A 24,452-nucleotide genomic window follows, 5' to 3' on the forward strand; every position below is an offset into this window, starting at 1 on the left:
CGGCCGCGCGGGGTCTATCGTCAATCGAGCTGTTTGTAGACTTCTTCTGACACCCGCAGCAGTTCGCCGCGGTCGATGGCGCCCGACAGCGCATAGCCGAAGTGCGGGTCGATCCAGTAGAACACCTTGACCGCGCCTTCTTCCTTGAAGCGGAACGCGGTGGTCTGGGCGCCTTCCACTTCGCGCGTCACGTACAGGGTCAGGCGCCGGCCGTTGGCGTCGGCGTACATGAACTGGGCCACCGGGCCCTTGCCGCCGGGCAGCAGGCGGCCGCCCACCAGGTCGTAGCCGATGCCGGCCAGCCTGGGCGGCTTGACGGTGGCGCCCAGGCGGCGCGTGAGCCAGGTGGCCAGCGCCTGTTCCTGGTCGCCGCCGACTTCCACCGGACGCCGCACTTCCGGGGTATAGACTGCATGCGCGATCGCGGCGCGGTGGGCGAACCCGGCGCCGGCATCGGCCGCGGCCAGTGCTTGCATGCCGCCGACGGGCGCGCGGGCATCCAGCACGCCGCGCACCGACCACGCCGCGCCGCCGCTGGCGATGGCGATCGCCACGCCGGCGGCCAGGCTGCGCCACGGCTGCGGCCACGGCCACGGCCGGCGCGCCGGCTGCAAGGGAAAGCGCAGCGGCAGCGGATCGTCCAGCACGGGGTCGAGCCATTCGCGCAGCACGCGTTTCTGCGCCTGCCAGGCCTCGATGCGCCGGCGGGCGTCGGGGTGGGACGCCAGATAGGCCTCGACCTCGGCGCGGCGCGCCGGCGGCAATTCGCGGTCGGCGTAGGCGTGCAGGTCGGCCTCGGCAATGGGCGCGCCGGTGGCGAAAAGGCCGGAAGACGTAGGTTCGCTTTCGTTCATGTCATTTCAGCTTTCCATGGCGCATGAATTTGCGGCGGTGCCATCCAGGATGCGGCGGATCCGGCTCCGCCGGTCCGCCCGCATCGCCCCCTCGAGGGGGCGCGAGAAGCGCGTAGGAGGTCGGGTTCATTGCATCAGCGCGGCCAGCCGTTCGCGCGCGCGCGACAGCCGCGACATGACGGTGCCGATCGGCACGCCCATGACGGCGGCGGCTTCGCGATAGCTCAATTCCTCCACGCCCACCAGCAGCAGCACGGCGCGCAGGTCGGGAGGCAGCCGGGCCAGCAGGCGGTCGAGGTCGCGCACCTCCAGGCGGTCGGCCTGGGTGGCGCGCACCTCGGCATCGGGCGGGTCGCTGCCGGCATCGGCCTCGGGCCGGCTGTGCCGGGCGCGCAGCCGGTCGACGAACTGGTTGTGCATGATGCCGAACAGCCATGCGCGCAATTCGCCGCGCCGCTGCCATAGCCCGAAGCGGCGCCAGGCGCGCTCGAGCGTGTCCTGCACCAGGTCGTCGGCGCGGTGCGGATCGCCCGTCAGGCCGCGCGCATAGCGGCGCAGGCTGGGAATGCAGGCCAGAAGCTCGGTTTCGTCGCTGGCGCGCATGGCGGGCGGCGGTCAGGGCTTGACGACGTGCCACACCTCCTTGAAGTTGTCGCCGCCGCGGTCGCCCGGCTTGGCATCGCTGGCGTAGCGGTACAGCGGCTTGCCCTTGTACGCCCATTGCTTGCCGCCGTCGTCGCGGGCAATGACGGTGTAGTCGCCGGACGGCTTGTCGGCGGCGGTGGCCATGACGGGCGGCCACAGCTTGACGCAGGCGCCGTTGCAGGCGCTCTTGCCGCCGCTGTCGCGGTCGAAGGTGTAGAGGGTCATGCCGGCGCTGTCGACCAGCAGGCCGTCCTGGGTCTTGACGGGCGCCTGGGCCTGGGCGGCGGCGCAGAACAGGGCGGCGGACAGCGCCGCGGCGGCGAATCGGACGTTCATGATGGCAACTCCTTCACGGTAGGGGACACGGCAAGGTATGGACGTACCGCCATGCCCGATTATTCCCTGCCACCGCGAAAAAAAAGCTGCCCCATGAAATCCGGATTGTTCAGGACGCCGGCGGCGTGCAGCGCCTGCCGAGGTTCTGCTGGATGATCGCCTGGTCGGCCGCGTCGGTCTTGCCGTCGTGGTTGAAGTCGTACCAGCTCGACTGGCCGCCGTTGAGCCGGCTCAGCTCGGTCCAGTTGTCCAGGTCTTGCTGATCGACCACGAAATCCCGGTTGCCGTCGCCCGGGCAATTGACGCTGTCGTAGTTCTGGTTGTAGCTGGCCACCTCGTCCCGCTTGTCCAGTTCGGCCTTGAGCCGGTCGTACGCCTCTTGCTGCTCGCCGTTCAGGCCCGTGATGACGGGGGCGTTGCCGTCGGTGGACGTGGCCGTGGCGATGGGCGGCGAGGCCTGCGAGGAGCCCACGTCGCGGTCGAGCGTGGGATTGGGCGTGGCGGTGTCGATCTTGTAGAACTCGTCGGTAAGCGCGTAGCCGCTGCACTGGGCGCTGTCGATGTCGCTGGTGTCCACCGGGCAGTTTTGCCGGTCGACGCGCACCAGCTTGTAGGTGCCGTCGCTCACCGCCTTCTGCGCGCGCGGGTAGACCTTGACGGCGTCCTGGCCGTTGGCGACGCGGAACGACGACACCTGGGCGCAGTTGCTGTACCCGTTGGGCGCGGGCACGCCGGCCACGGTGGAGCCCGGGCCGTACCAGACGCCGCTCTGGTCGTCGCAAAGCGCCTTGTCCGGGAAGAACACCAGGCAGGTGTCGGCCGCCTCGATCACGCAGGGAAACGGCGTGCTGGTCGCCTGCGGATTGGTGAAATTCATGCCCACTTCGGTGAAGTTGGTGGCGCGGATGCCGGCCTGGCCGGGGTCGGTCAGGTAGGCCAGCATGGGCTGACCGTCGATCGGCCGGTCGGCGGGCACGCTGGCGGCCACGTCGGCCCCGGCGAGTTCGCCGAACAGCTGGTACAGGTCGGCGGCGTTGACCATGTGCGGCACTTCGCGGCCCGGCTCTTTGACCATCGGCCCGGCCACCAGCAGCGGCACCCACACGCCGGTCTGGTAGGGCGAGCCCTTGGAGCGGGCGGCGTCGAACTGGCCCGGCGCGGTGAGCTTGACGCTGTTCACGTAGGTGCCGTTGTCGCCCATCACCACCACCACGGTGTTGGTCTTTTCGGGCTGGTAGTTCAGCGTGCCGTCGTCGTTCCAGCTGGCCAGGCCCAGTTCCACCAGCAGGCGGCCGATCTCCTTGTCCATCGCCTCGGTCATCAGGTTCGTGATGAGGCGCGGATCGACCACTCCGGAGAGCTGGCCCGCGGGCGCGCCTTCGGCGTCGCTGCCGGGGAAGCAGACGAAGGGGTCGTTGCGACCCAGCGTGTCGTCCGCGATCAACGATTTGGGCGGCAGTTGCAGCGGCGCGTGGATGGCCGAGTAGCCCAGCGTCAGCATCCAGGGCTTGTCGCCGCCCTGCTGTTTGGCCCAGGCGATGGCGCGGTCGGTTTCCATCGTGGTGCGGTAGCCGCGGCCGGCGGGGTCGCTGGCCGTGACCTTCACGGCGCTGCCGTCGGCTTCGCTGACGATGAATTCGCCGGTGTAATAGCCGTTCTGCGCAGTGAAGTCGATGTAAGAGGGGACGCTGCTCTGGCAGCTCTGGCCGGGATCGAAAATGCCGCCGCGCTCCATGCAGCTGCGGCCCGGGGCGGTGCCGTCGCTGCCCACGGCGAGGTTTTCGCAACTGCCGGTGGCCTGGTAGCAGGCGCCCGAGTCGGCCCCGCCGGTGAATTGGGCGCGCGGCACGAAGCCGCACTTGTAGGGGCCATCCGCCACGTCGCTGCCGAAGGTGGACAGGCCGGCGCGCGTATCGACCGGGTACGGCGCGCCGTCGAGGTAGCCGTCGAAGTGATCGAAGCCCAGCTTCCACATGGTCTGCCAGCCGTAGGGCAGATTGCGCGAACCGTCCAGGTCCGAGCCCGTGAGGTGCATCTTGCCGATCAGCGCGCTGACGTAGCCCTGGGTTTTCAGCATCTTGGGCACGGTCACCTCGTACGGCGAGATTTCCGAGTTGGCGAGGTCGCTGGACACCACCGCGTTCAGGACGTTGGTGCTGGACGGGTAACGCCCCGTGAAGAAGGTGGCCCGCGTGGGCGTGCAGGTCGGCATGGCCCAGGCGTTGCGGAACAGCAGGCCGGCCCTGGCGATGGCGCTCAGGTTGGGCGTGCGGGCCGGGGCCGCGCCGCCGTAGCCGTAGGCCGTGAGCTGGTCGACGCCGAAGTCGTCGAGCACGATGAACAGGATGTTGGGTTTCTGCGCCACCGGCGGCGGAGCGGATGAGCTGGTGCCGGAATCGCTGTGGCAGGCCGCCAGCGTCAGCAGGGTCGCGGCGGCGGACAGGGCTCGCAGCCGCGGCCTCGGGGCGGGGCTTCTCATGGCTGGGGATCTCCTTCTCGGTTCGGCGGCGGACGATGCGGGTGAGCCTACCGGCGCCCCCCAGGCCCGGCAATACCACGATTTGGGTATTCGCCTTCCGGCGCCTTGCCCGCCGGTGGCACAATGCGCGGAAAAAGCCCGAAGCGGCGCCGCGTCTCGGCCGCGCCGGCACCGGGTTTTCACGGAGGAGCACATGGACATCCGCCAACTTCGGTATTTCGTACAGATCGTCGAAAGCGAAAGCGTGTCGAAAGCTTCCCGGCAGCTGTTCGTGGCCCAGCCGGCGCTTAGCCAGCAGTTGACCAAGCTGGAAGAAGAGGTGGGCAAGCCGCTGCTGACCCGCTCTTCCAAAGGCGTGGTTCCGACCCAGAACGGCCTGGCGCTGTATCACCACGCGCGTTTCATGCTGCGGCAGGTGGACCAGGCGCTGTCGATCGCGCGGCAGGATTCGGGCACGGTGCGCGGCATGGTAACCGTCGGCCTGCCGGCCACCACCATCCTGACGCTCGGACTGCCGCTGGTGAAGCAGGTGCGCGAGCATTACCCCAGCATTCTGCTCAACGTGGTGGAGGGCATGAGCGGCCATCTGTGCCAGATGATGAGGCTCAAGCAATTGGATCTGGCCATCCTGTTCAGCCGCGATGCGATTCCGGACCTCGATGCCGTGCCGCTGTTCGAAGAGGAATTGTTCGTGATCCTGCCGGGCCACACCACACTGGTGGCGCCCGGGCGCACCAGTATCACCCTGGCCGAGGCGGCAGCGCTGCCGCTGATTCTGCCCACCGGCATGCACGGGCTGCGGCGGCGGATCAATGCCGAGTTCGACCAACGCAATTTGTCGCCGCACATCGTGGCCGAGATCGACTCGCTGTCGTTGCTGATGGGTTGTGTGTACGACGGCATGGGGGCCAGCATCAAACCCATTTCGGTCATGTCGCTGGAGGGGCAGCGCGGCCGGACCTGGCGCGCGCTGTCAATCTCGGATGCCCGAATAGACCGGCGCAACTACCTGTACACGATTGCGCCCGACATGCTATCGCCGGCGGCCGCGCTGGTCAGCGAGGAATTGAAGACCGTGGCCGCCCGCCTGGTCGAGTCGGGCGAGTGGCCGGGCATCGATCCGGTCGGCGCGGCGGCCGTCGCCTGAGCGCAGGCGCCGCGCTCAGTCCAGCCGGATGCCGACCTTGCGCACCAGCGCGCCGTAGCGCGCGATGTCGCGGTCGACGATCTTCTTCAGTTCTTCCGGCGTGCTGGGGCGCACGCCTAGCGAGAGCTTCAGCTTCTCGCGCACATCGGGCGCGTTCAGGGCCTGCGTCAGCGCCCAGTTCAGGCGCTTGACGATTTCGGGCGGCGTGCCGGCGGGCGCGAAGAACGCGTTCCACGGCTCGGTGGGAAAGCCGGCCACGCCTTCCTCGCTCAAGGTTGGCACGTCGGCCAAAGAGTCCTGGCGATCGGCGCTGGTGACGGCCAACGCCCGCACACGTCCGGCCTGGATCAGCGGCAGCGCGCCGGCCAGCCCGGCGAACATGACCGGTACCTGGCCGCCGGCCACCGCCGACACCGCCGGGATGACGCCCTTGTACGGCACGTGGGTGAAGCGCGTGCCGGTGGCGTCCATGAATATCTCCATCAGGATCTGCTGCACGCTGCCGGCGCCGCCCGAGGCGTAGTTCATGTCGCCATGCTTGCCGCGGGCGATCTTGAGCAGTTCGGCCACGTTCCTGGCAGGTACCGAGGGGTTGACGATCAGCACCATGCGGACGTCGCCGCCGTAGCTCAATGGCACGAAATCCTTCTGCATGTCGTACGGCAGCTTCGGGTACAGCGCCTGGTTCAGGGCCGCCGTGCCATCGTTCAGCAGCACGATGGTGTAGCCGTCGGGCGTCGCGGTGGCGGCCGCCTGCGCGCCCAGGATGCCGTTGGCGCCGGTGCGCTCTTCGACATATACCGATTGCCCGAGCAGGGCGGTCATTTTCTCGGCCACACCCTGGCCCAGGACGCCGGAGGCGCCGCCGATCGAATAGGGCACGATCATCCTGATCGAGCGGACGGGGTAGCTGGATTGCGCGTGCGCGACGGGCGCGGCCAGGGCGGCGGCGCCGGCGGCGGCCGCAAGCAGCCGCCGCCGGCCGGGCAGGCCAAGGCGGGGAAGGTTCATGATGTCGTCTCCGTAGGGTTGAGGACGCGTAAGGTCCTGCGGCCGGGCCGTGGCGGCCGGCCGCCATCGTGGTCAGCGGTGCGACGAAGCGGGCGGCCGTCAGGCCGCCTGCGGCGCCAGGTGGTCGCGCAGCAGCGTGCCGTAGCCGGCAATGCTGCCGCCATAGCCCAGCTTGCGCAGCGCATGCCAGGCGCTGACCTGAGTGGTGGTCAGCACCGGTTTGTTCAGGCGCTGTTCGAGCCGGTCGATGACGTCGATGGTGCGCCAGTTGGTGCAGGCCAGCACGATGGCCTGTGCGTCGTCGCGGTCGATCCGGGTGCCGAGATCGAAGGCGGTTTCGACGTCGAGCCGGCCGATCTCCAGGTTGTCGAGCTTGTTCAGGCCGTCCTGCGCCACCACCCGGTGTCCGTTGGCCTCGAGGAAGCCGGCGCAGATGCCGTTGACGGTGGGAGTGAAGGCAGAGCCGAGCGCGAGCCGCTGGATGCCCAGCGCGCGCAGTGCGTCGAGCAGCGCGGTCGAGGTGGTGGTGGCCGGCTTGCCGGTGGCGTCTTCGATGCGTTTGCCGATTTCGCGGTCGTAGCCCTGGCCCTTCAGGAAGCTGGGCGCGGTGGCGCATAGCATGATGAGGTCGACGTCAGCCGAGGCCAGCAGGCGCGACTGCGCCTCCAGCGTCTCGACCATCCGTTCGATCGAATCGGGCTCGACGCGGGCGATGAACAGCCGCGCCACGTGCTGGGTGACGCCCGCCGGCAGCAGCCGGTGGAATTCGGCCTCGACCGAGGTGTTGGACGAGGGCACCAGCAGGCCTATGCGTTTCTCGAAACTCATGATCGTCGTTCCTTGCGCCACGCGCGGTGGCGGGATGTGTCGCTGTTTCAGTCGATGCGGATGTTGGCGGCCTTGATGACCTTGGACCAGGTCGCCAGCTGGTTCTTGAGATAGGCCGACAGCTCTTCCGGCGTGCTGCCGACCGGATGCGCCCCGACCCTCTCGATGCCTTCCTTGACCCCGGGCTGCGCCAGCGCGGCCGTCAGCGCCTGGTGCACGCGCGCCACCACCGCCGGCGGCGTGCCGGCCGGCGCGTACAGGCCCTGCCAATCGTTGACTTCGTAGCCCGGCACGCCGGACTCGGCCACGGTCGGGATATCGGGCAGCGTGGGGTCGCGCTGCGCGCTGGTGACGGCGAGGCCGCGCAGCCGGCCCGCCTTGAAGTACTGCAATGCCGAGGGGATGGTGGCAAACAGCACCGACGTCTGGCCGCCGACGATCGAGGTGACGGCTTCGCCGCCGCTCTTGTACGGAACATGCGTCATCTTCGAGCCGGTCAGATAGGCGAGCAGCTCGGTGGCCAGGTGATTCGAACTGCCGGTGCCGGCCGACGCGTAGTTGATCTGGCCGGGATTCTTCTTGGCCAGCGCCACCAGCTCCTGCACCGAATGTGCCGGCACGGAAGGATTGACCGCCATCACCATCGGCACCAGCGCCACCAGGCTGATCGGCGCGAAATCGCGCTCGGCGTCGAACGGCATCTCGCTGTGCAAGAATGGATTGGCGCCGAACGACAGGCTGGCCACGCCCAGCGTGTAGCCGTCGGGCGCCGCGCGCGCCACTACGTTCATGCCGATGATGGCGCCTCCGCCGGGCCGGTTCTCGACCACGACCGATTGGCCCAGCTGTTCCGTCAGCCGCGGGGCCAGCAGCCGGATGACGACGTCGGTGGAGCCGCCCGGGGCGAACGGCACGATGATCCTGATCGGCTTGTCCGGATAGGGCTGCGCGCCGGCGGGCGGGGTGAACGGCAACAGGCCGGCCAGCGCGAGGGCGGCCGCGGTGATGGCTTTCATGAGTGTCTCCTCCTGTGTGGGTGTCTGATGCACCGCTGTCAGGCGATCCAGGGTTTGCCGTAGACGGGATCCTTGAACGGAATCGGCGGGAGTTGCCAGGTGCCGGTGGACGGCGGACGGACCTCGGCGTCGACGTGTACGTCGATCACGCAAGGCCGGCGGTTGCGCACCGCCTGCTCCACCGCGCCGCGCAGGTCCTCGCTGCGGGTGACGGTCACGCCGTCGGCGCCGCAGGCGCGGGCCAGCGCCGCGAAGTCAGGGTTGTACGGCTGTTTCATGTCCTGGCCGCGGTAGAAGGCGGTTCCGTACTCGCGACCGTCGAACAGGCCGTACTGGATGTCGCGGATCGCGGCCCAGGCAAAGTTGTTCCAGATGACCCAGACGCAGGGCAAATCGTATTCGACCGCGGTGCACAGCACGTAGGGCGTCATCGTGAAGCCGCCGTCGCCCACCACCGCCACGCACGGCCGGTCGGGCGCGGCCAGCTGTGCGCCCAGCACGCTGCACACGCCGAAACCCATCGACGAATAGCCCCAGCTATTGAGCATGCTTTGCGGCCGCTTCGGCTTCCAGAACTGCATGAACCAGTTGTGGTGCACCCCCGAGTCGAGGGTGAGGATCACGTCGTCGGGCAAGGCGCTTTGCAGCGCGCCCACCACGTATTCCGGCCGCAGCGGCGAGGTGGTCTCGCTGAAATGCGGCCGCACGTAGGCTTCCCATTCGGCCCGCCAGCCGGCCACCTGCTCGCGCCAGGCGCCGAAGCGGGAAGCATCCAGCCCGGGCCGGCCGTCCAGCGCAGCCAGCAGCTGCCCGGCGTAGACCTTGGCGTCGGCGATGATGCCCAGCGTGGGCGGATAGTTGCGGCCCAGTTCCTGAGGATCGATGTCGACGTGCAGCAGGCGGGTCTTGGGAAAGTTCCACGAATAGCCGGGATGCCAGGTAGAGGAGGAGCGATCGTCGAAGCGGGTGCCGATCGTGATGACCAGATCCGCATGGCGGCCGGCCTGGTTGGCCGGATAGGCGCCGTTGCGGCCGATGAAGCCGAGCGTAAGCGCATCGTCGGCCGGCACGCAGCCCATGCCGTTGGGCGAGGTGATGACCGGGATGCCGAGCCGCTGCGACAGGGCGGTGATCTCGGGGCCGGCCTCGGCCAGCGTGGCGCCCTGGCCGATGAAGAACACCGGCCGCGCCGACTGCTCCAGCAGGTCGAGCGAGGCCGCCACGTCGGCCTCCGAGGCGCCGGGCCGGTGCGTGCCGTGGCGGTGCGCCGGCGGCGGCACTTCGACGTCGGCCTCTTCCTGGAACACGTTGTATGGAATATCGAGATTGACCGGGCCGGGGCGGCCTGTGGTCATGGTGTCGAAGGCCTGGCGCAGCGCCAGCGGCAGCATGTCGACCCGCGAGGGCTGGAAGCTGCGCTTGACCACCGGCCGCAGCACCGACGGGAAGTCGGACTGGTTGTGCTTGTACAGCTCCTGGAACGGCGCGCGATTGGCCTGCGAGGTCGGCACGTTGGCGGTAATGGCCAGGAAGGCCGAGGAATCCGACAGCGCGGTGGCCAGCGACATCACCATATTGGCCGATCCCGGCCCGGTAGACGACAGTGTCGCCACTGGCCGGTGCTTGACCCGGAAGTAGGCGTCGGCCATGTGGCCCGCGCACTGCTCGTGGCGCGGCGACACCAGCCTGACCTTGTCGCGCACCTCGTAGAGCGCGTCGAGGATGCCTACGTTGCCGTGGCCGCAGATGCCGAACACGTACGGTACTTTTTCCCGGACCAGGTACTCGGCGATGAGCTCGCCGCCTTTCATCTTGGACATTTCGCGATTCCTTCTTCAGACGCAGGTGAACGACACGACGCGTTCTTCGGTCATCTCGTGGATGGCGTAGCGCGGGCCCTCGCGGCCGAAGCCGCTGTCCTTGCTGCCGCCGTAGGGCATCATGTCGACCCGCGAGCTCGACGTGTCGTTGACGTGCACGCCGCCCACTTCCAGCCGGCGCGCGGCGCCCAGCGCTTCGTCGAGCCGGTTGGTGAAAATGCCGGCGGCCAGCCCGTAGGGCGTGGCGTTGATGCGGCCGATGGCATCTTCCAGGCGATCGAAGGGCAGCAGGCACATGACCGGCCCGAAGATCTCGGCGCAGCTGACCTTCATGCCGTCGTCGACGTCGGCCAACAAGGTAGGCGCGATCACGGCTCCGCTGCGGCGGCCGCCGGCCAGGCGGCGCGCGCCGCGGCCGATGGCTTCGTCGATCCAGGCTTCGATGCGCACGGCCGATGCTTCGCTGATGACGGGGCCGACCACCGTGCCGGGGTCGGCCGGGTCGCCGTAGGCCAGTCCGCGCACCGCACCGGCCAGCCGGTCTTCGACCTCCGCCATGCGCGAGCGGTGCACCAGCAGCAGCTGGATGGAAGTGCAGACCTGGCCCGCCTTGCGATAGGCCGCGCCCACGATGCGCGGCAGCGCGTGGTCGAGGTTGGCGTCGGCGCACACGATGGTGCAGGCGATCGAGCCGAGTTCCATCTGCGTGCGCCGCAGGCCGGCGGCCTGCTGGATCGTCCGGCCCGCCTCGGTGCTTCCGGTGAAGGCGATGAAACGCACGCGTTCGTCCTGTAGCAGGCGCTGGACGACCTCGGCGCCGCCCTGCAGTACCGATAGCAGGCCGCGCGGCATGCCGGCGTCGGCCAGCGCGCGCGCCAGCAGGCAGGCGGTGAACGGCGTATGGGGCGAGGGCTTGAGGATGGCGGCATTGCCGGCGGCGAAGGCCGGCGCGATCTTGTGGGCCACGGTATTGAGCGGCGAGTTGAACGGCGTGATCGCCACCACTACGCCCAGCGGCACGCGTAGCGTGAAGGCCAGCCGGCCGGCCTGCTGCGGCGCGCCGTCGACTGGCACGATATCGCCGGCGATGCGCCGCGCTTCCTCGGCCGACAGCCGCAGCGTCTGGATGCAGCGCCGGACCTCGCCCAGCGCGTCCTGGCGCGGGAAGCCGGCCTCGCGCCGCATCGCCTCGACGAAGTCTTCCGCGCGCGTTTCCACCAGTGCGGCGGCACGGTCGAGCACGACGCCGCGTTCGAACGCGCCGGGCGCGCCGCGACGGAACGCGGCGTGCGCCGTCTCCACGCAGTGGCGGACTTGGGCGGCGTCGGCCGTGCCGATCCATGCGAAAGGTTCGAGCGAGTATTTGTCGCGCACCGCCAGCGGCTCGCCGGCGCCTTCGATCCATTCGCCGTCGACCAGCTGGCCGGGCTGCGTCGCGGTGCCGGGCGGCCGGCCGGCGCCGTGTACCTGGGCGCTGCTGACCATCACGGCGCCTCCTCGTCGCTGGCCGGTGTCGTGATGACCAGGAACACGAGGCCCGACAGTCCGGTGTTGGCCAGGCCGTGCCGGCATCCCGGCCGGACGTAGACGTAGTCGTGCGGCCGCATGATGCGGCTGTCGTCATCCAGCGTGAGCAAACCCTCTCCTTCGAGTATGTAGTAGATCTGTTCTTGCACCTTGTGCGCGTGTTCTTCGACGTAGGCCGCCGGCGCGTAGCGCGAGATGCGGAAGTCGATGCGCGCCGAGCCGCCGATCTCCGGCCCGACCAGCATCTTCGACAGCGCGCCGCCGAAGTGCCCGGGGAATTCCCGCCAGGGCAGGCCGACCATCTGTGCGATGAAGGACGCCTGGCCGGACTGCGTGTCTTTGTTCATTGCCTGCTCTTCCCGTCCTGAATGTTCTGGTCGTGGGATGCGCGCGCTTCAGCCTCTGGGCATGTAGGCCAGCAGCCGGCCGTAGCCCGCGATGCGTTCCGCGCCGCCTACCGCCTGCACCGCAGCCCACATGGCGGCCTGGTTGGTGGTGACGATGGGTATGCCGAAGCGGCGCTCCCAGCGGTCGACCTGGTCCATCACGTGGTAGGCGCCGCCGGCCAATATGATGGCGTCGGGCGCCTGTCGCGCCAAGCGTTCCAGCGCGGCCTCGGCCGGCTCGGTGCCGAGGCGGGTGATGGCCATCGGATCGGTCATGTCGAATGAATCGACGGCCAGGAATTCGAGCCCGTGCACGGTTTCGAAATAGCGCCGGCCACGCGCTACCAGGTCGGCGTTGTACGGCGACAGCATGGCCACCTTGCGCGCGCCCAGCGCCTTCATCGCGCGGCCGATCGCGTGGGCCGTGGTGCCGGCAGGCGCCCCCGAGATGCGGGCGATGCGGCGGACCACCTCGGCGTCGTAGCCGGGCGGACCGTAGAAGCTGCTGGCCGTCTGCAGCAGGATGATGACGGCCGGTTTGATGGTTCCCAGCAACTGCGCCTGGTAGTCGATGTCGGCGTCGTGCTCGTGCCAGCCCGCCTCGTCGACCGAACTGGCCCGCAGCCGGCCGACGTGGACCTGGTAGTTCTTTGGCAGCACCCGGTTGACGTCTATCTCGACCGCGGTGTTGGTGGCTGGGATGAGCATGCCGATGGTGTGGGTCATCGCTTTGCTTCCGATCGGTCAGTCGATGTGGATGCCCGCCGCCTTGACGACTTTCGACCAGGTGGCGAGCTCTTTGTTGATGAAGTCGTCCAGTTCGGCGGGCGTACCCCCCACCGGCTGAGTGCCGACCTTGGCCAGGCTGGCCCGCACCTCGGGCTTGGCCAGCGTCCTGGCCAGCGCCTCGTTGACCTTGGTCACGATGGCGCCGGGCGTGCCGGCAGGCGCCACGATGCCGACCCAGTCCGACACCGAGAAACCGGGCACGCCGGCTTCCGATACGGTCGGCACGTCGGGCAGGCTCGGGTCGCGCTGCAGCGTGGTCACCGCCAACGGGATGATGCGGCCGGACTTGATCTGCTGCACCGACGACGCGATGGTGGCGAATAGCACCGTGGTGACGCCGCCCAACAGCGAGGCCACCGCCTCGCCCCCGCTTTTGTACGAAATGTGCGTCATCTTCGTGCCGGTCTGGTAGTTGAACAGCGCGGTGGCCAGGTGCGGGCCGCTGGCGTTGCCGGCCGAGCCGTAGTTGATGGCGTCGGGATGCGCCTTGGCGTAGTCGATCAGCTCGGAAACGGAGCGTGCCGGCACCGACGGATTGACCACCACCACCAACGGCACCAGCGCTACCAGGCCCACCGGCACGAAATCTTTCCTGGCGTCGAACGGCATCTTGGCCATGACGAATGGGTTGGAGCCGAACGAGATGTTGGCCACGCCCAGCGTGTAGCCGTCGGGCGGCGACTTGGCGACCACGTCCATGCCTATCGTCGAGCCGCCCCCGGGGCGGTTTTCGATCACCACGGGCTGGCCGAGCTGCTCGGCCAGCCTCGGCGCCAGCAGGCGCATCACCACGTCGTTGGATCCGCCCGGCGCGAACGGCACGATGATGCGCAGCGCGTGGGTCGGGTAATCCTGCGCCATGGCCGGACCCCAGCATGACAGTGCCGCCAGGAGCGGCAGTGCCGATCGTCTTTTCATTGCGGTCTCCTCCGTGCCGTCGCGCTGCGGGTCTGGCGCCCGCCCTCGTCGCGACAGCGCAGAGCATGCGCCGTGGCCGTCCAGATGAAAAATACCGTTTTCCGAGATTAGGCATATGTAAAACCTATGGCCGTCGATACGCGGCTTTCCGTTCTCGCCTGCGTTGCCAGGCGGCGGCCAGCAACGGACAATGGCGGCCGGCCGCCGCCGGCGGCGCATCGAGGAGACAACAGGTGAAATTCATCTACACCCCCGCATCGCCTTTCGCCAGGAAGGTGCTCGTGGCCGCGCACGAGGCCGGCATCGCCGGCCGGCTGCAACTGGTGGAACAGGCGGTGTCGCCGGTGGCGCGCAACCCGGAGGTGGCCGCGCGCAACCCGCTGGCCAAGGTTCCAGTTCTGGAACTGGACGACGGCACGCCGCTGTACGACAGTCGTGTCATCGTGGCATATCTGGCGGAGCTGCCCGGCGCGGCGTCGATCATGCCGCCCGGCGCGCAACGGTGGCCGGCACTTCGCCTGCATGCGCTGGCCGACGGCCTGCTCGATGCGGCGGTATTGCTGCGCTACGAAACCGCGCTACGGCCTGTTGCGTTGCGCTGGCCGGAATGGATAGATGGACAGATGGGCAAGGTACGGGCCGCGCTCGATAGCATCGAGGCCGATGCCGCCGCACTGCAGGGCCCGGCCACGGTCGAACGGATCGCTGTGGCGTGCGCGCTCGGCTATCTCGATTTCAGGTTCGCGGGCGAAGACTGGCGCTGCGGGCGGCCCGGCGCGGCGGCATTCTACGAGGCGTTTTCGCAGCGGCCGTCCATGAAGGCCACGGCCCCCGCCTGACGGGCGGCCGAAAGGTCAAAGCGCCTGGAAGGTACTGCCCGGCTCAGGCCGGCGCGGCCGCCGGCTGCGCCACCAGTTCCAGCGTGCGCGCGGCCTCGATCGGCTCGCTGAACAGATGTCCCTGGCCCTGTTCGCAGCCGCTGCCGATCAGCGCGGCCTGTTGGTCCGGGTCGGCGATGCCTTCGGCGGCCAGCGTCAGGCCCAGGCCGCGGCCCAGCCCGGCCAGGGCATTGACGATATCGGCGCTTTCCTGTTCCACGCCCATGCTCTCGATGAAGCTGCGGTCTATCTTCACCTTGTCGAGCTTGAAGTTGCGCAGGTGGTAGAGGCTGGAATAGCCGGTGCCGAAGTTGTCCAGGGCAATGCGCACGCCCATTTCGCGCAACGAGCCCAGCACCCGCTGGGCGGCGGCCAGGTGATGGACCAGGGTGTTCTCGGTGATCTCGATCTCCAGGCGGCGCGGATCGAAGCCGGTGTCGCCCAGGATGCGGACGATGCGGTCCTTCAGGTCGCGGTCGGCCAATTGGCCCGGCAGCAGGTCGATCGACAGCGTCACGCCGGCCGGCCAGCGCGCCGCGACGCTGCAGGCCTGGCGCAGCAGTTGGGTGGCCAGGTCGTGGATCAGGCCGGTTTCCTCGGCGATCGGCAGGAAGCGCTCGGGCGGCACCGGACCCAGCTCGGCGTCGATCCAGCGCGGCCTGGCCTCGAAGCCCACCACCTGCCGGCTGCGCAGGTCGACCGAGGGCTGATACACCGGCTCGATGGCGCCGGCCGCCACCGCGGCGCGGAAGGCGCGTTCCATCCGGGCCCGCTCCTGCACCAGGCGGTCCATCTCTTCTTCGAAGAAGCGCAGCGCGGTGCGCCGTTCGGCCTTGGCGCGGTACAGCGCCACGTCGGCCTTGCGCATCGCCTCGTCGCGGGTGTCGGCGTCTTGCGGGATGCGGGCCATGCCGATGCCGGCCGAGATCTGGTGCATGCCGGTGCCCGCCGCCACCGGCGCGGCCAGCTCCTGCCTGATGCGCAGCGCGATATTGGTGGCGGCCTCCGGGCCCACCAGGTGCTGCGCGACGATGGCGAATTCGTCGCCGCCCAGCCGCGCGACCAGGTCGCCTTCGCGCACGGCCAGCACCAGCCGCCGCGCCACTTCGATCAGCACCTCGTCGCCCACGGCATGGCCGTGGACGTCGTTGACCTGCTTGAAACCGTTGAGATCGAGCAGCAGCAGGCAGTGCATGGCGCCGGCCGCCGGCGGCGCGGCGATGGCCGCGGCCAGCGTGTCTTCGAGCTGCCGCCGGTTGGCCAGGCCGGTGAGCGGATCCTGGAAGGCCAGTTCGCGGATCCGGCGCTCGGCCGCGGTGCGGCGCGCGTTCTCGCGCTTCTGGTCACGGTAGCGCCGTACCGAGAACACCAGCAGGCCGGCCGCGAACAGGCCGCCCAGCAGCAGCGTCTCGTCCAGCTCGATGAGTTCGGCGCGCGGCGTGGCGGTGGCTTCGTTCTCGAAGACGTCCACCTCGAAGAAGATGTAGGCCGCCACGCAGAGCGCGACCGCGAGCAGGGAGAAGTCCTGGATGCTGACCCGATGGCGGATGATGAAGCTCCTCAGGTTGGATAGCGCGGATCGGTTGCCGTTCATCTCGTATCGTGCCGGCTGTTGGAAAAGAGCGCGGGGCGCACGCTGCGGCTGCGATTGTAGTGCCGTGCCGTGGCGCCCGGGGCTCATTTCGGCCGCGGCGAGCGCAGGCCGCGGTCCGGGGCGGACAGCCGACCGGCCCGCAATTGGCCCACCGCGCGCCGCAGCGCGCGGCCGACGTTGCGCGTTTCCTCCTGCACGGCGGCGTCGCGGTCAAGCTCGTCGTGGCTGGTGGCATAGGGCTGGTAGTAGCCGATGAAGCGGTCCAGCCGCGCGCCGCTGCCGGCGTCGATCAGGCCCATCCAGTCCAGCCAGTCGCTCAATGCGCGCCGCGTGCCCTCGATGCCTGCCACGTCGCCGTGCACCACCAGCCCGTAGGCCCGGCCGGCCAGGTGCTTGGGGTAGGGCCAGCCGGCCAGCTCGAGCGCCTTGGCCTTGGCCGCGTCCTTGCCCGAGGTCGAGGTGGGGTCGGGGTTGCCGCCGTCGGCGCATACCAGGCGGTCCATCATCAGTTTCAGCGGGCTGGGGGATTGGTACCAGTAGACCGGCGCGACGATGATCACGCCGTGCGCCGCGGCCCATCGTTCGTAGATCTCGTTCATCCAGTCGTTGTCCTGGCCGAGCGAATGGTTCGGATAACAGCTGCACGGCCAGTGGCACAGCGGCATCGCGGTCGACACGCAGCCCTTGCAGGGATGGATGATGCGCTGGTAGCCGGAGGTCAGGTCGCTGAGGTCGAGCAGGTCGGGCTGCATGCCGTCGGCGGCGATGTCCTCGCACAGCAGCCGGGCCAGGCGCCAGGTCTTGGAGACTTCGCCCGGACAGCTGCCGTCGTTGCGGGCGGCGCCCGCGATGACCAGGATGCGCGACGGCGCGGCCGGATCGCGCTGGCGCGCCTGCGCCGCCTCCAGGCGGGCCCGTGCCGCTTTCCACTCCACCGATAGCGCGTAGTCAGGGTCGGCGTAGCCTTCGCCGGCGGGCTCGGTGCGCGGCGCCTTGCGGCCTTGCTGGTAGGCCTGCCAGGCGATTTCTTCCAGGCGGTCGATGGCGGCGCGTTCGGCGTCGAAGGCCGGATCGTAGAAGCGGCGCCTGAACCGCTCGCGGAACGCGTCGCGCGACAGGCGGCCTTGCCATTGTCCTTTTCTGACCAGCGGTTTTTCCGTCATGGCTCGTCTCCTTCATGCGGCCCGGACGCGGTTCGCCAGGAATTCGCGCGGTTCGCCGCTGCCGAACGCCACCGTGACGGCCAGCGCGTCGGCCTGCGTCACGGTGCCGATGCCGTAGCGGCGCACCCGCACGCGATCGCCGGGCGCGAACCGCACTGCGGGGGGCGGCGGCGCGGTCCAGGCCGGCCGCTCGCCGCCGGCGGCCCGCAAGGCATCCCGCTGCGCCATTTCGGCGATGCGCAGGCAGTTGTCGCAGCGGCCGCAGGGCGCCGCCGGCGTCTCGCCGAAATGCCGCAGCAGCGCCTGCCAGCGGCAGCTGCCGGCATGGGCGTAGGCAACGATTTCTTCCAGCGCCTGGCGGTCGCGCTGGCGCTTTTCCTGGTACCTGAAGGGCAGGGCGCGCAGTTCGCTTTCGTCCACGCCGGTGCGCCGCAGGCGCAGGCGGCCCTGGCGATCGGCGCCGACGATGCCGCCATCGCGCAGCAGGCTCAGCGCCACCTGCAGTTTGCCGCGCGGCCGTTCCACCGCGGCGCACAGCGTGCGGGCCGACCAGCCGCCGGACGGCGGCTGCTTCGACAGCGCGCGGTACAGCGCGTCGACGTCGTCGAACGAGGGATAGCGGCCGCCCATGAAGAAATGCTGCAGCGACTGGTCGCCCTCGTGGTACAGCAGCGTGCATTCGGCCTCGTCGCCGTCGCGGCCGGCGCGGCCCGATTCCTGGTAGTAGGCGTCCAGCCCGGCGGGAAGCTGGTAATGCGCGACGAAGCGGATGTCGGGTTTGTCGATCCCCAGACCGAAGGCATTGGTGGCCACCATCACGCGCCGTTCGCCGCGCATGAAGGCCTCTTGCGCGTCGCGGCGCGCCGCGGCCCGCATGCGGCCGTGGTAGCACGCGGCGGATTCGCCGGCATCCAGCAGCAGGCGGTGGATCGCTTCGGTCGCGGCGACGGTGGCGCAGTACACCAGGCCGCAGCCCGGCGTTTGCGCCGCCAGTTCCGCCACGCGCTCGCGCTTGGCGGCTTCGTCGGCCATCAGTTCCACGCGGTAGCGCAGGTTCGGCCGGTAGACGCCGGTGTTGATCACGCGGGCCTCGGGCATGCCCAATTGCGCGGCGATGTCTGCCAGCACCTCGGCGGTGGCCGTCGCGGTCAGCGCCAGCATCGCCGGCCGGCCCAGCGCGTCGGCGGCGCGCCGGATCTCCAGGAAGGCCGGCCGGAAGTCGTGTCCCCATTGGGATACGCAGTGGGCTTCGTCCACCACCAGCAGGTCCACCGGTCCCGCCGCGAGGTTTCGCAGCAGCGCCTGGGTGGCCAGCCGTTCCGGCGTCACGTAGACGATTTTCGCGTCGCTGGCCGCGGCCTCCCGGCGCTGGTCCGCGTCCAGCATGCTGTGCAGCGCCACGGCCGGGATGCCGAGCTCATGAAGTTTGTCGCACTGGTCCTTCATCAGCGCGATCAGGGGCGAGACGACGATGGTGCGGCCTTTGAGCAGCGTGGCGGGCAACTGGTAGCACAGCGATTTGCCGGCGCCGGTGGGCATTACCGCGATGGTGGGCCGGCCGGCCAGTACGCGGGCGATCACGGCTTCCTGGCCCTCGCGCAGGTGGGACAGGCCGAAGGCGGCGTGCAGGGCGCGCAGCACGCGGCGCCTGTTGGCGGCGCCCAGACGGTCGGACCCGTCGCCTGCGTCGGAGTGTGGATTCATGCGTTCGGCCATCGGAAAGGGGACGGAGCCTGCGCATTTTTCGTGCCCGGGAGACGGCACGGAAGATGCTGGGCTCGGGCCTTCTTCCGAAGGAACAGCAGGAGAACGCCATGAAGAATGTGCCCGATACCAATGCCGCCGCGCCGCGTCCGCGCCACATGTCGGACCAGGAGGAGCGCCGCCCCGACATGGACCATCCGCCCCGCGCCGGCGATACCGAAACCCTGTTCGACCGGGGCACGGCCGCAGAGGAGCAGGAGGCGCGCACCGGCACACTGCCGGGCGCCGAAGATTTCACCCGCATGCGGCCCGACGGCCGGGGCGCCGGCGCGCCCGGCGGCGATCGCGACGACCCGGCCGATCCGGACCGCACCGCGGGCTTTACCGAGGACGGCAACGCGCCGGGGATGCGCGAGGGACGGCCGGGGAAGTGAGGCGTCGCCGCCGCTATTCCACCGTCACGCTCTTGGCCAGGTTGCGCGGCTTGTCGACATCGGTACCGCGCGCGCACGCGGTGTGATAAGCCAGCAGCTGCATCGGCACCACGTGCAGGATGGGCGACAGCATGCCGTAGTGCTCGGGCATGCGGATCACGTGCACGCCGGGCTCGTTGCGGATGTTGCTGCCGGCGTCGGCGAATACGTACAGATGGCCGCCGCGGGCGCGCACTTCCTGCATATTGGATTGCAGCTTCTTGATCAGCGAGTCCTGCGGCGCCACCGTCACCACCGGCATCTGCTCGGTCACCAGCGCCAGCGGACCATGCTTGAGTTCGCCGGCCGGATAGGCCTCGGCGTGGATGTAGCTGATTTCCTTGAGCTTGAGCGCGCCTTCGAGCGCGATCGGATAGTGCATGCCGCGGCCGAGGAACAGCGCGTTTTCCTTGCGCACGAATTCGTCGGCCCACGACATGATCTGCGGCTCCAGCGCCAGCACCGACTGGATGGCCACGGGCAGGTGGCGCAGCGCGCGGATGTGGTCGGCCTCCTGCTCGGCGTTGAGGCGGCCCTTGAGCTTGGCCAGCGTCAGCGCCAGCAGGAACAGGCCCACCAGCTGGGTGGTGAAGGCCTTGGTGGAGGCCACGCCGATTTCCACGCCGGCATGGGTCAGGAAGTTCAGCCGGCATTCGCGCACCATCGCGCTGGTGGCCACGTTGCAGATGGTGAGCGTGTTGCGCATGCCCTGGCTTTGCGCGTGCTTGAGCGCGGCCAGGGTGTCGGCCGTCTCGCCGGACTGGCTGATCGTGACCACCAGGTGGCGCGAATTGGGCACGCTGACGCGGTAGCGGTATTCGCTGGCGATCTCGACGTTGACCGGGATGCCGGCCAGCGCCTCGATCCAGTACTTGGCGGTGAGCCCGGCGTAGTAGCTGGTGCCGCAGGCCAGGATCAGCAGCGAGTCGACGCCGTCGAAGATCGCGTCGGCGCCCTGGCCGAACAGTCCCGGATCGGCGCCTTCGATGCCTTGCAGCGTGTCGCCGATGGCGCGCGGCTGCTCGAAGATTTCCTTCTGCATGTAGTGGCGGTAGGGGCCGAGTTCGGCCGCCGCCGTGTAGGCCACCACGGTACGGACTTCGCGTTCTGCCGGACGGCCGTCGATATCGACGATCCAGACCCGCGACAGCTGCAGGTCGACCACGTCGCCTTCTTCGAGATAGATGATCTCGTTGGTGGTGCCCGTCAGCGCCAGCGCGTCGGAGGCCAGGAAGTTCTCGCCCTGGCCAACGCCCACGATCAGCGGCGAGCCGTGGCGCGCGCCCACCACGCGGTGCGGCTCGTCGCGGCAGAAGGCGGCGATCGCATAGGCGCCCTGCAGGCGCTTGATGGTGGCCTGCATGGCGGCGAACAGGTCGCCGTCGTACAGGTGGTTGAGCAGGTGCGCGATGACCTCGGTATCGGTCTGGCTTTCGAACTCGTAGCCGGCGGCCTGCAGTTCGGCGCGCAGCTCCTCGTAGTTCTCGATGATGCCGTTGTGGACCAGCGCGATGCGCGGGCGGCCGTTGCGGTCGGGCGAGAAGTGCGGGTGGGCGTTGTTGGTGGCGGGGGCGCCGTGCGTGGCCCAGCGCGTGTGGGCGATGCCGGTGAAGCCGGCAAGGCCGTCGCGCGCGATCAGGCCTTCCAGTTCGGCCACGCGCGAGGTGCTGCGCGTGCGCCGCAATTCGCCGTCGGCGTGGACGGCCACGCCGCAGGAATCGTAGCCGCGGTATTCCAGGCGCTTGAGGCCTTCCAGCAAGACGGGGGTGATGTCGCGCTGGGCGACGGCGCCGACGATTCCGCACATGGTTCGCTACTCGGTAAATGCAGGTGGACGCATTCTGACGTGTTTGCGGTGAAATAAGCGTTCAATGTACGGCTTGGGAATGGTCATTTATTGCTTAAACTTATTGTCAGGAAATAAAATTTCATGAATGAATGGAGATAAAAGGAATATTTCATGGACGATGCCGCGCTGGACGAGGTCGACCGCCGCATTCTCGCGCTTCTGCAGCAGGACGCCACCCTGAGCAACCAGGCACTGGCCGCGCGCGTGCACGTCTCGCCGCCCACCTGCCTGCGGCGCGTGCGCCGGCTGTTCGAGCGCGGCGTGATCGAGAAACAGGTGGCCATCGTGTCGCCCGAGAAGGTGGGCGCGGGGCTGACGGGCATCGTCGAGATCACGCTCGACGCGCAGGGCGCCGAGCATCTGTCGGCCTTCGAACGCGCGATGGCGGACGAGCCCGCCGTCACGCAGTGCTACCGCGTGTCGAGCGGGCCGGATTTCGTGCTGGTGGTGCAGGTGCCCGACATGGCGGCCTATCACGCGCTGGCGCATCGCGCGTTCACCGCGCGCGGCAACGTGCGCAACGTGCGCACGTTCTTCTCGGTCCATCGCAGCAAGTTCGACACGCGCGTGCCGTTGTAGGGAAGGCAGGCCGGCGCGCGCGGCTTTCGCGGCCTTGCGCCGCGCCTGCGGCGGGCGGCCGTCGGCGGCCGCCCCGCGGGCTTCAGCGCGTTTGCTTGGCCGGCCGCTGCCAGCCTTCGCGCGTGGTCTGCGTGGTCCGCGACAGGGTCAAGCGGCCCGCGGGGGCGTCCTTGGTCAGCGTGGTGCCCGCGCCCAGCGTCGCGCCCTTGCCTACGGTGACGGGCGCCACCAGTTGCGAGTCGGAACCGATGAAGGCATCGTCCTCGATCACGGTGAGGTGTTTGCTGGCGCCGTCGTAGTTGCAGGTGATGGTGCCGGCGCCGATGTTGACGCGCGCGCCTACCCTGGCGTCGCCCACGTAGCTCAGGTGGTTGGCCTTGGCGTCCGCGCCCAGCGAGCTGTTCTTGATCTCGACGAAGTTGCCCACGTGGGCGCGTTCGGCCAGCCGGGTGCCGGGGCGGATGCGCGCATAGGGGCCGATGCGCGCATCCGCCCCGACCTCGGCCTCGTGCAGATGGCTGAAGGCGTCGATGCGGGCGCCGGGCGCCACGCGCACGTCGCGCAGCACGCAGTACGGGCCCACGCTGACGCCGTCGGCCAGCTCTACCTTGCCTTCGAACACGCAGCCCACGTCGATGAAGACGTCGCGCCCGCAGCGCAGTTCGCCGCGCACGTCGAGCCGCGCCGGGTCGGCCAGCGTCACGCCGTCTTCCATCAGCCGCGCCGCCTGAGCGCCGCGATAGATGCCTTCCAGTTCGGCCTGCTGGGCGCGGCTGTTGACCCCCAGCGTCTCCCACACGTGGTCGGGTTGGGCGGCGACCACGGGCGCGCCCTCGGCAGCCGCCATCGCCACGATGTCGGTCAGGTAGTACTCCTGTTGCGCGTTATCGTTGCGCAGCGCGGCCAGCCAGCGCTTGAGCGCGGCGGTGGGGGCGGCCACGATGCCGGTGTTGACCTCGCGGATGCGGCGTTCGTCCTCGGTGGCGTCCTTGTGCTCGACCACCCGGCCCACGGCGCCGTCGGCATTGCGCACGATGCGCCCGTAGCCGGTGGCGTCGTCCAGTTCCACCGTCAGCAGCGCCAGCGAGCCGGGCTGCGCGGCGCGCGCCTCCAGCAGCCGGCGCAGCGTGCCGGGCGCCACCAGCGGCACGTCGCCGTACAGCACCAGCGTGACGTCGTCGTCGCCGCCTGTTTCCATCAGTTCAGGAACTGCCTGCTGGACCGCGTGTCCAGTACCCAGTTGGGGTTGCTGCAGCACGAAGGCGAGATCGCCTTCGGCGGCATAGCGTTCGCGCACGGTATCGGCGCCGTGTCCGACCACGATCACCAGCCGTGCCGGGCCGAGGGCGCGCGCGCTGCCCAGCACGTGCGTCAGCATCGGCCGGCCGGCCAGGCCGTGCAGCACCTTCGGCAGATCGGATTTCATCCGCTTACCCATGCCGGCCGCGAGGATCACGATATTGAGCATGAAGCGCCACTCCAGATCGATTGATGGTTGCCAGAGCGTGGCAGTGTAAGGCACGGCGGAGACAAGCATATGTTGCGTCGGTTGCTGATCGTTGTCGCCGCGCTGGCACTGTCCGGCTGCAGCGGCTTGCGGCTGGGCTACGACCATGCCGATACCGTGATCGCCTTTCGCATGAACGATTGGTTCGCGCTGAGCGGCGACGTCGAGGACGCCGCCAAGGACGGCGTCCGGCGCGTCAAGGCCTGGCACCGGCGCGAGGAGCTGCCGCAGTACGCGGCCATGCTGCGCGAAGTCGACGCCCGCCTGGCCGATCCGCGGCCGCTCACCGCGGCCGAGGTGCTGACTATGCAACAGCGTGTAACGCAGCGCCTGCTGCGCGTGGGCGACCGGGTGGCGAGCGAGTTCGCGCCGGTGCTCGCCGGCTTCGGCCCGCGACAGCGCGAGCGCCTGGCCGCCAAGATCGAAGACAGCAACCGCGACTTCCGCAAGGAGAACGTCGACCGGCCGCTGGCGCGGCTGCGCGAGCGGCGGCTGGACGAAACCATCGACCGCTACGAGTTCTGGCTGGGCAGGCTCGACCGCGCCCAGCGCGAGCGGATCCGGCAGTGGATCGATGGCGTCGACCCCGATCCGCAAGGGCGGCTGGCGCAGCGGCTGCGGCGCCAGCAGACGTTCGTGGCCATCGTCGACGCGGCGCCGTCGGTTCCGCAGGCACAGACCGCGGCCAGCCTGCGCGCGCTGTTCGCCGACTTCGACACGCCCGCCGATCCGGCCGCGCGCGAGCGGCGCCAGGCCATGCTGGCCGGCTGGGCGGCGATGACGGCCGACCTGATCAACGGCGCGACGCCCGCCCAGCGCACCCGCGCGCGTGAACGCCTGCGGTCGATGGAAGAAGACTTCACGGTGCTGTCGCGCGAGCACTAGGGCCAGGCGCCGTCGCGAAGCGTGGTGCGCAGCCGCTGCGGAAACCGCGCCGCAGCAGGGATCC

Annotated in this window: 22 protein-coding genes; 5 read left to right on the plus strand and 17 right to left on the minus strand. The window is 69.4% G+C overall.

Annotation, left to right across the window (positions count from 1 at the left end):
* Nucleotides 1–20: 20 nt before the first annotated feature.
* From ABD927_RS02840 to ABD927_RS02855, 4 genes are all read right to left on the minus strand, one after another.
* The gene (locus ABD927_RS02840; protein WP_345246117.1) at nucleotides 21–854 is read right to left on the minus strand and encodes an anti-sigma factor family protein; all 834 of its coding nucleotides are present in this window, start codon (nucleotides 852–854) and stop codon (nucleotides 21–23) included.
* Between the two features lie 126 nt (nucleotides 855–980).
* Nucleotides 981–1,457: an RNA polymerase sigma factor gene (locus tag ABD927_RS02845; RefSeq protein ID WP_345246119.1), complete on the minus strand. Its 477-nt coding sequence runs from the start codon at nucleotides 1,455–1,457 to the stop codon at nucleotides 981–983.
* 12 nt (nucleotides 1,458–1,469) lie between these two features.
* Entirely contained in the window at nucleotides 1,470–1,835 is a 366-nt protein-coding gene (locus tag ABD927_RS02850) for a COG4315 family predicted lipoprotein (protein ID WP_345246121.1), read from the minus strand.
* Between the two features lie 109 nt (nucleotides 1,836–1,944).
* Nucleotides 1,945–4,314 (minus strand): sulfatase-like hydrolase/transferase, encoded by a 2,370-nt coding sequence (locus ABD927_RS02855; protein WP_345246123.1) that lies wholly within the window; start codon nucleotides 4,312–4,314, stop codon nucleotides 1,945–1,947.
* Between the two features lie 193 nt (nucleotides 4,315–4,507).
* On the opposite strand from ABD927_RS02855, the gene ABD927_RS02860 reads away from it, so the two are divergent.
* Complete coding sequence (locus ABD927_RS02860) at nucleotides 4,508–5,461, plus strand: LysR substrate-binding domain-containing protein (RefSeq protein ID WP_345246125.1); 954 nt, start codon at nucleotides 4,508–4,510, stop codon at nucleotides 5,459–5,461.
* A 15-nt stretch (nucleotides 5,462–5,476) separates the two neighbouring features.
* On the opposite strand, the gene ABD927_RS02865 is transcribed toward ABD927_RS02860, so the two are convergent.
* The 8 genes from ABD927_RS02865 to ABD927_RS02900 form a co-directional block, all read right to left on the minus strand.
* On the minus strand, nucleotides 5,477–6,472 hold the full coding sequence (locus tag ABD927_RS02865) for a Bug family tripartite tricarboxylate transporter substrate binding protein (protein WP_345246126.1): 996 nt from the start codon (nucleotides 6,470–6,472) through the stop codon (nucleotides 5,477–5,479).
* Between the two features lie 99 nt (nucleotides 6,473–6,571).
* Nucleotides 6,572–7,300 (minus strand): maleate cis-trans isomerase family protein, encoded by a 729-nt coding sequence (locus ABD927_RS02870; RefSeq protein ID WP_345246128.1) that lies wholly within the window; start codon nucleotides 7,298–7,300, stop codon nucleotides 6,572–6,574.
* Between the two features lie 47 nt (nucleotides 7,301–7,347).
* Nucleotides 7,348–8,316 (minus strand): Bug family tripartite tricarboxylate transporter substrate binding protein, encoded by a 969-nt coding sequence (locus tag ABD927_RS02875; protein ID WP_345246130.1) that lies wholly within the window; start codon nucleotides 8,314–8,316, stop codon nucleotides 7,348–7,350.
* A gap of 38 nt (nucleotides 8,317–8,354) precedes the next feature.
* Nucleotides 8,355–10,136 (minus strand): thiamine pyrophosphate-binding protein, encoded by a 1,782-nt coding sequence (locus ABD927_RS02880; protein ID WP_345246132.1) that lies wholly within the window; start codon nucleotides 10,134–10,136, stop codon nucleotides 8,355–8,357.
* Between the two features lie 15 nt (nucleotides 10,137–10,151).
* Nucleotides 10,152–11,621 (minus strand): aldehyde dehydrogenase family protein, encoded by a 1,470-nt coding sequence (locus ABD927_RS02885; protein ID WP_345246484.1) that lies wholly within the window; start codon nucleotides 11,619–11,621, stop codon nucleotides 10,152–10,154.
* Nucleotides 11,621–12,010: a cupin domain-containing protein gene (locus ABD927_RS02890; RefSeq protein WP_345246134.1), complete on the minus strand. Its 390-nt coding sequence runs from the start codon at nucleotides 12,008–12,010 to the stop codon at nucleotides 11,621–11,623. Before ABD927_RS02890 ends, ABD927_RS02885 begins: the two co-directional genes overlap by 1 nt.
* A gap of 48 nt (nucleotides 12,011–12,058) precedes the next feature.
* Nucleotides 12,059–12,775 carry a maleate cis-trans isomerase family protein gene (locus tag ABD927_RS02895; RefSeq protein WP_345246136.1) on the minus strand — a complete coding sequence of 239 codons (717 nt, stop codon included), beginning with the start codon at nucleotides 12,773–12,775 and terminating at the stop codon, nucleotides 12,059–12,061.
* Nucleotides 12,776–12,793: 18 nt separating this feature from the next.
* Nucleotides 12,794–13,756: a Bug family tripartite tricarboxylate transporter substrate binding protein gene (locus ABD927_RS02900; protein WP_345246138.1), complete on the minus strand. Its 963-nt coding sequence runs from the start codon at nucleotides 13,754–13,756 to the stop codon at nucleotides 12,794–12,796.
* Between the two features lie 233 nt (nucleotides 13,757–13,989).
* On the opposite strand from ABD927_RS02900, the gene ABD927_RS02905 reads away from it, so the two are divergent.
* Complete coding sequence (locus ABD927_RS02905) at nucleotides 13,990–14,595, plus strand: glutathione S-transferase (protein ID WP_345246140.1); 606 nt, start codon at nucleotides 13,990–13,992, stop codon at nucleotides 14,593–14,595.
* A gap of 43 nt (nucleotides 14,596–14,638) precedes the next feature.
* On the opposite strand, the gene ABD927_RS02910 is transcribed toward ABD927_RS02905, so the two are convergent.
* The 3 genes from ABD927_RS02910 to ABD927_RS02920 form a co-directional block, all read right to left on the minus strand.
* Complete coding sequence (locus ABD927_RS02910; RefSeq protein WP_345246142.1) at nucleotides 14,639–16,228, minus strand: putative bifunctional diguanylate cyclase/phosphodiesterase; 1,590 nt, start codon at nucleotides 16,226–16,228, stop codon at nucleotides 14,639–14,641.
* 83 nt (nucleotides 16,229–16,311) lie between these two features.
* Entirely contained in the window at nucleotides 16,312–17,391 is a 1,080-nt protein-coding gene (locus ABD927_RS02915) for a flavodoxin family protein (RefSeq protein ID WP_345246144.1), read from the minus strand.
* 12 nt (nucleotides 17,392–17,403) lie between these two features.
* Complete coding sequence (locus ABD927_RS02920) at nucleotides 17,404–19,095, minus strand: RecQ family ATP-dependent DNA helicase (protein ID WP_345246146.1); 1,692 nt, start codon at nucleotides 19,093–19,095, stop codon at nucleotides 17,404–17,406.
* A 110-nt stretch (nucleotides 19,096–19,205) separates the two neighbouring features.
* On the opposite strand from ABD927_RS02920, the gene ABD927_RS02925 reads away from it, so the two are divergent.
* Nucleotides 19,206–19,529, plus strand: coding sequence for a hypothetical protein (locus tag ABD927_RS02925; protein WP_345246148.1), 324 nt, complete (start codon nucleotides 19,206–19,208; stop codon nucleotides 19,527–19,529).
* A 13-nt stretch (nucleotides 19,530–19,542) separates the two neighbouring features.
* Here ABD927_RS02925 and glmS read toward each other — a convergent pair whose 3' ends face one another.
* Nucleotides 19,543–21,375 (minus strand): glutamine--fructose-6-phosphate transaminase (isomerizing), encoded by a 1,833-nt coding sequence (gene glmS, locus ABD927_RS02930; protein WP_345246150.1) that lies wholly within the window; start codon nucleotides 21,373–21,375, stop codon nucleotides 19,543–19,545.
* A 153-nt stretch (nucleotides 21,376–21,528) separates the two neighbouring features.
* Between glmS and ABD927_RS02935 the strand changes: the two genes are divergently transcribed.
* Entirely contained in the window at nucleotides 21,529–21,996 is a 468-nt protein-coding gene (locus tag ABD927_RS02935; RefSeq protein ID WP_345246152.1) for an Lrp/AsnC family transcriptional regulator, read from the plus strand.
* 82 nt (nucleotides 21,997–22,078) lie between these two features.
* On the opposite strand, the gene glmU is transcribed toward ABD927_RS02935, so the two are convergent.
* A complete protein-coding gene (gene glmU / locus ABD927_RS02940) occupies nucleotides 22,079–23,464 on the minus strand; it encodes a bifunctional UDP-N-acetylglucosamine diphosphorylase/glucosamine-1-phosphate N-acetyltransferase GlmU (protein ID WP_345246154.1) in 1,386 nt (461 codons plus the stop codon).
* Nucleotides 23,465–23,533: 69 nt separating this feature from the next.
* On the opposite strand from glmU, the gene ABD927_RS02945 reads away from it, so the two are divergent.
* Nucleotides 23,534–24,388 carry a DUF6279 family lipoprotein gene (locus ABD927_RS02945; RefSeq protein ID WP_345246156.1) on the plus strand — a complete coding sequence of 285 codons (855 nt, stop codon included), beginning with the start codon at nucleotides 23,534–23,536 and terminating at the stop codon, nucleotides 24,386–24,388.
* Nucleotides 24,389–24,452: the final 64 nt, after the last annotated feature.

Origin of the sequence: Pigmentiphaga soli, assembly GCF_039541095.1 — a bacterium.
GTDB classification, from domain to species: domain Bacteria; phylum Pseudomonadota; class Gammaproteobacteria; order Burkholderiales; family Burkholderiaceae_B; genus Pigmentiphaga; species Pigmentiphaga soli.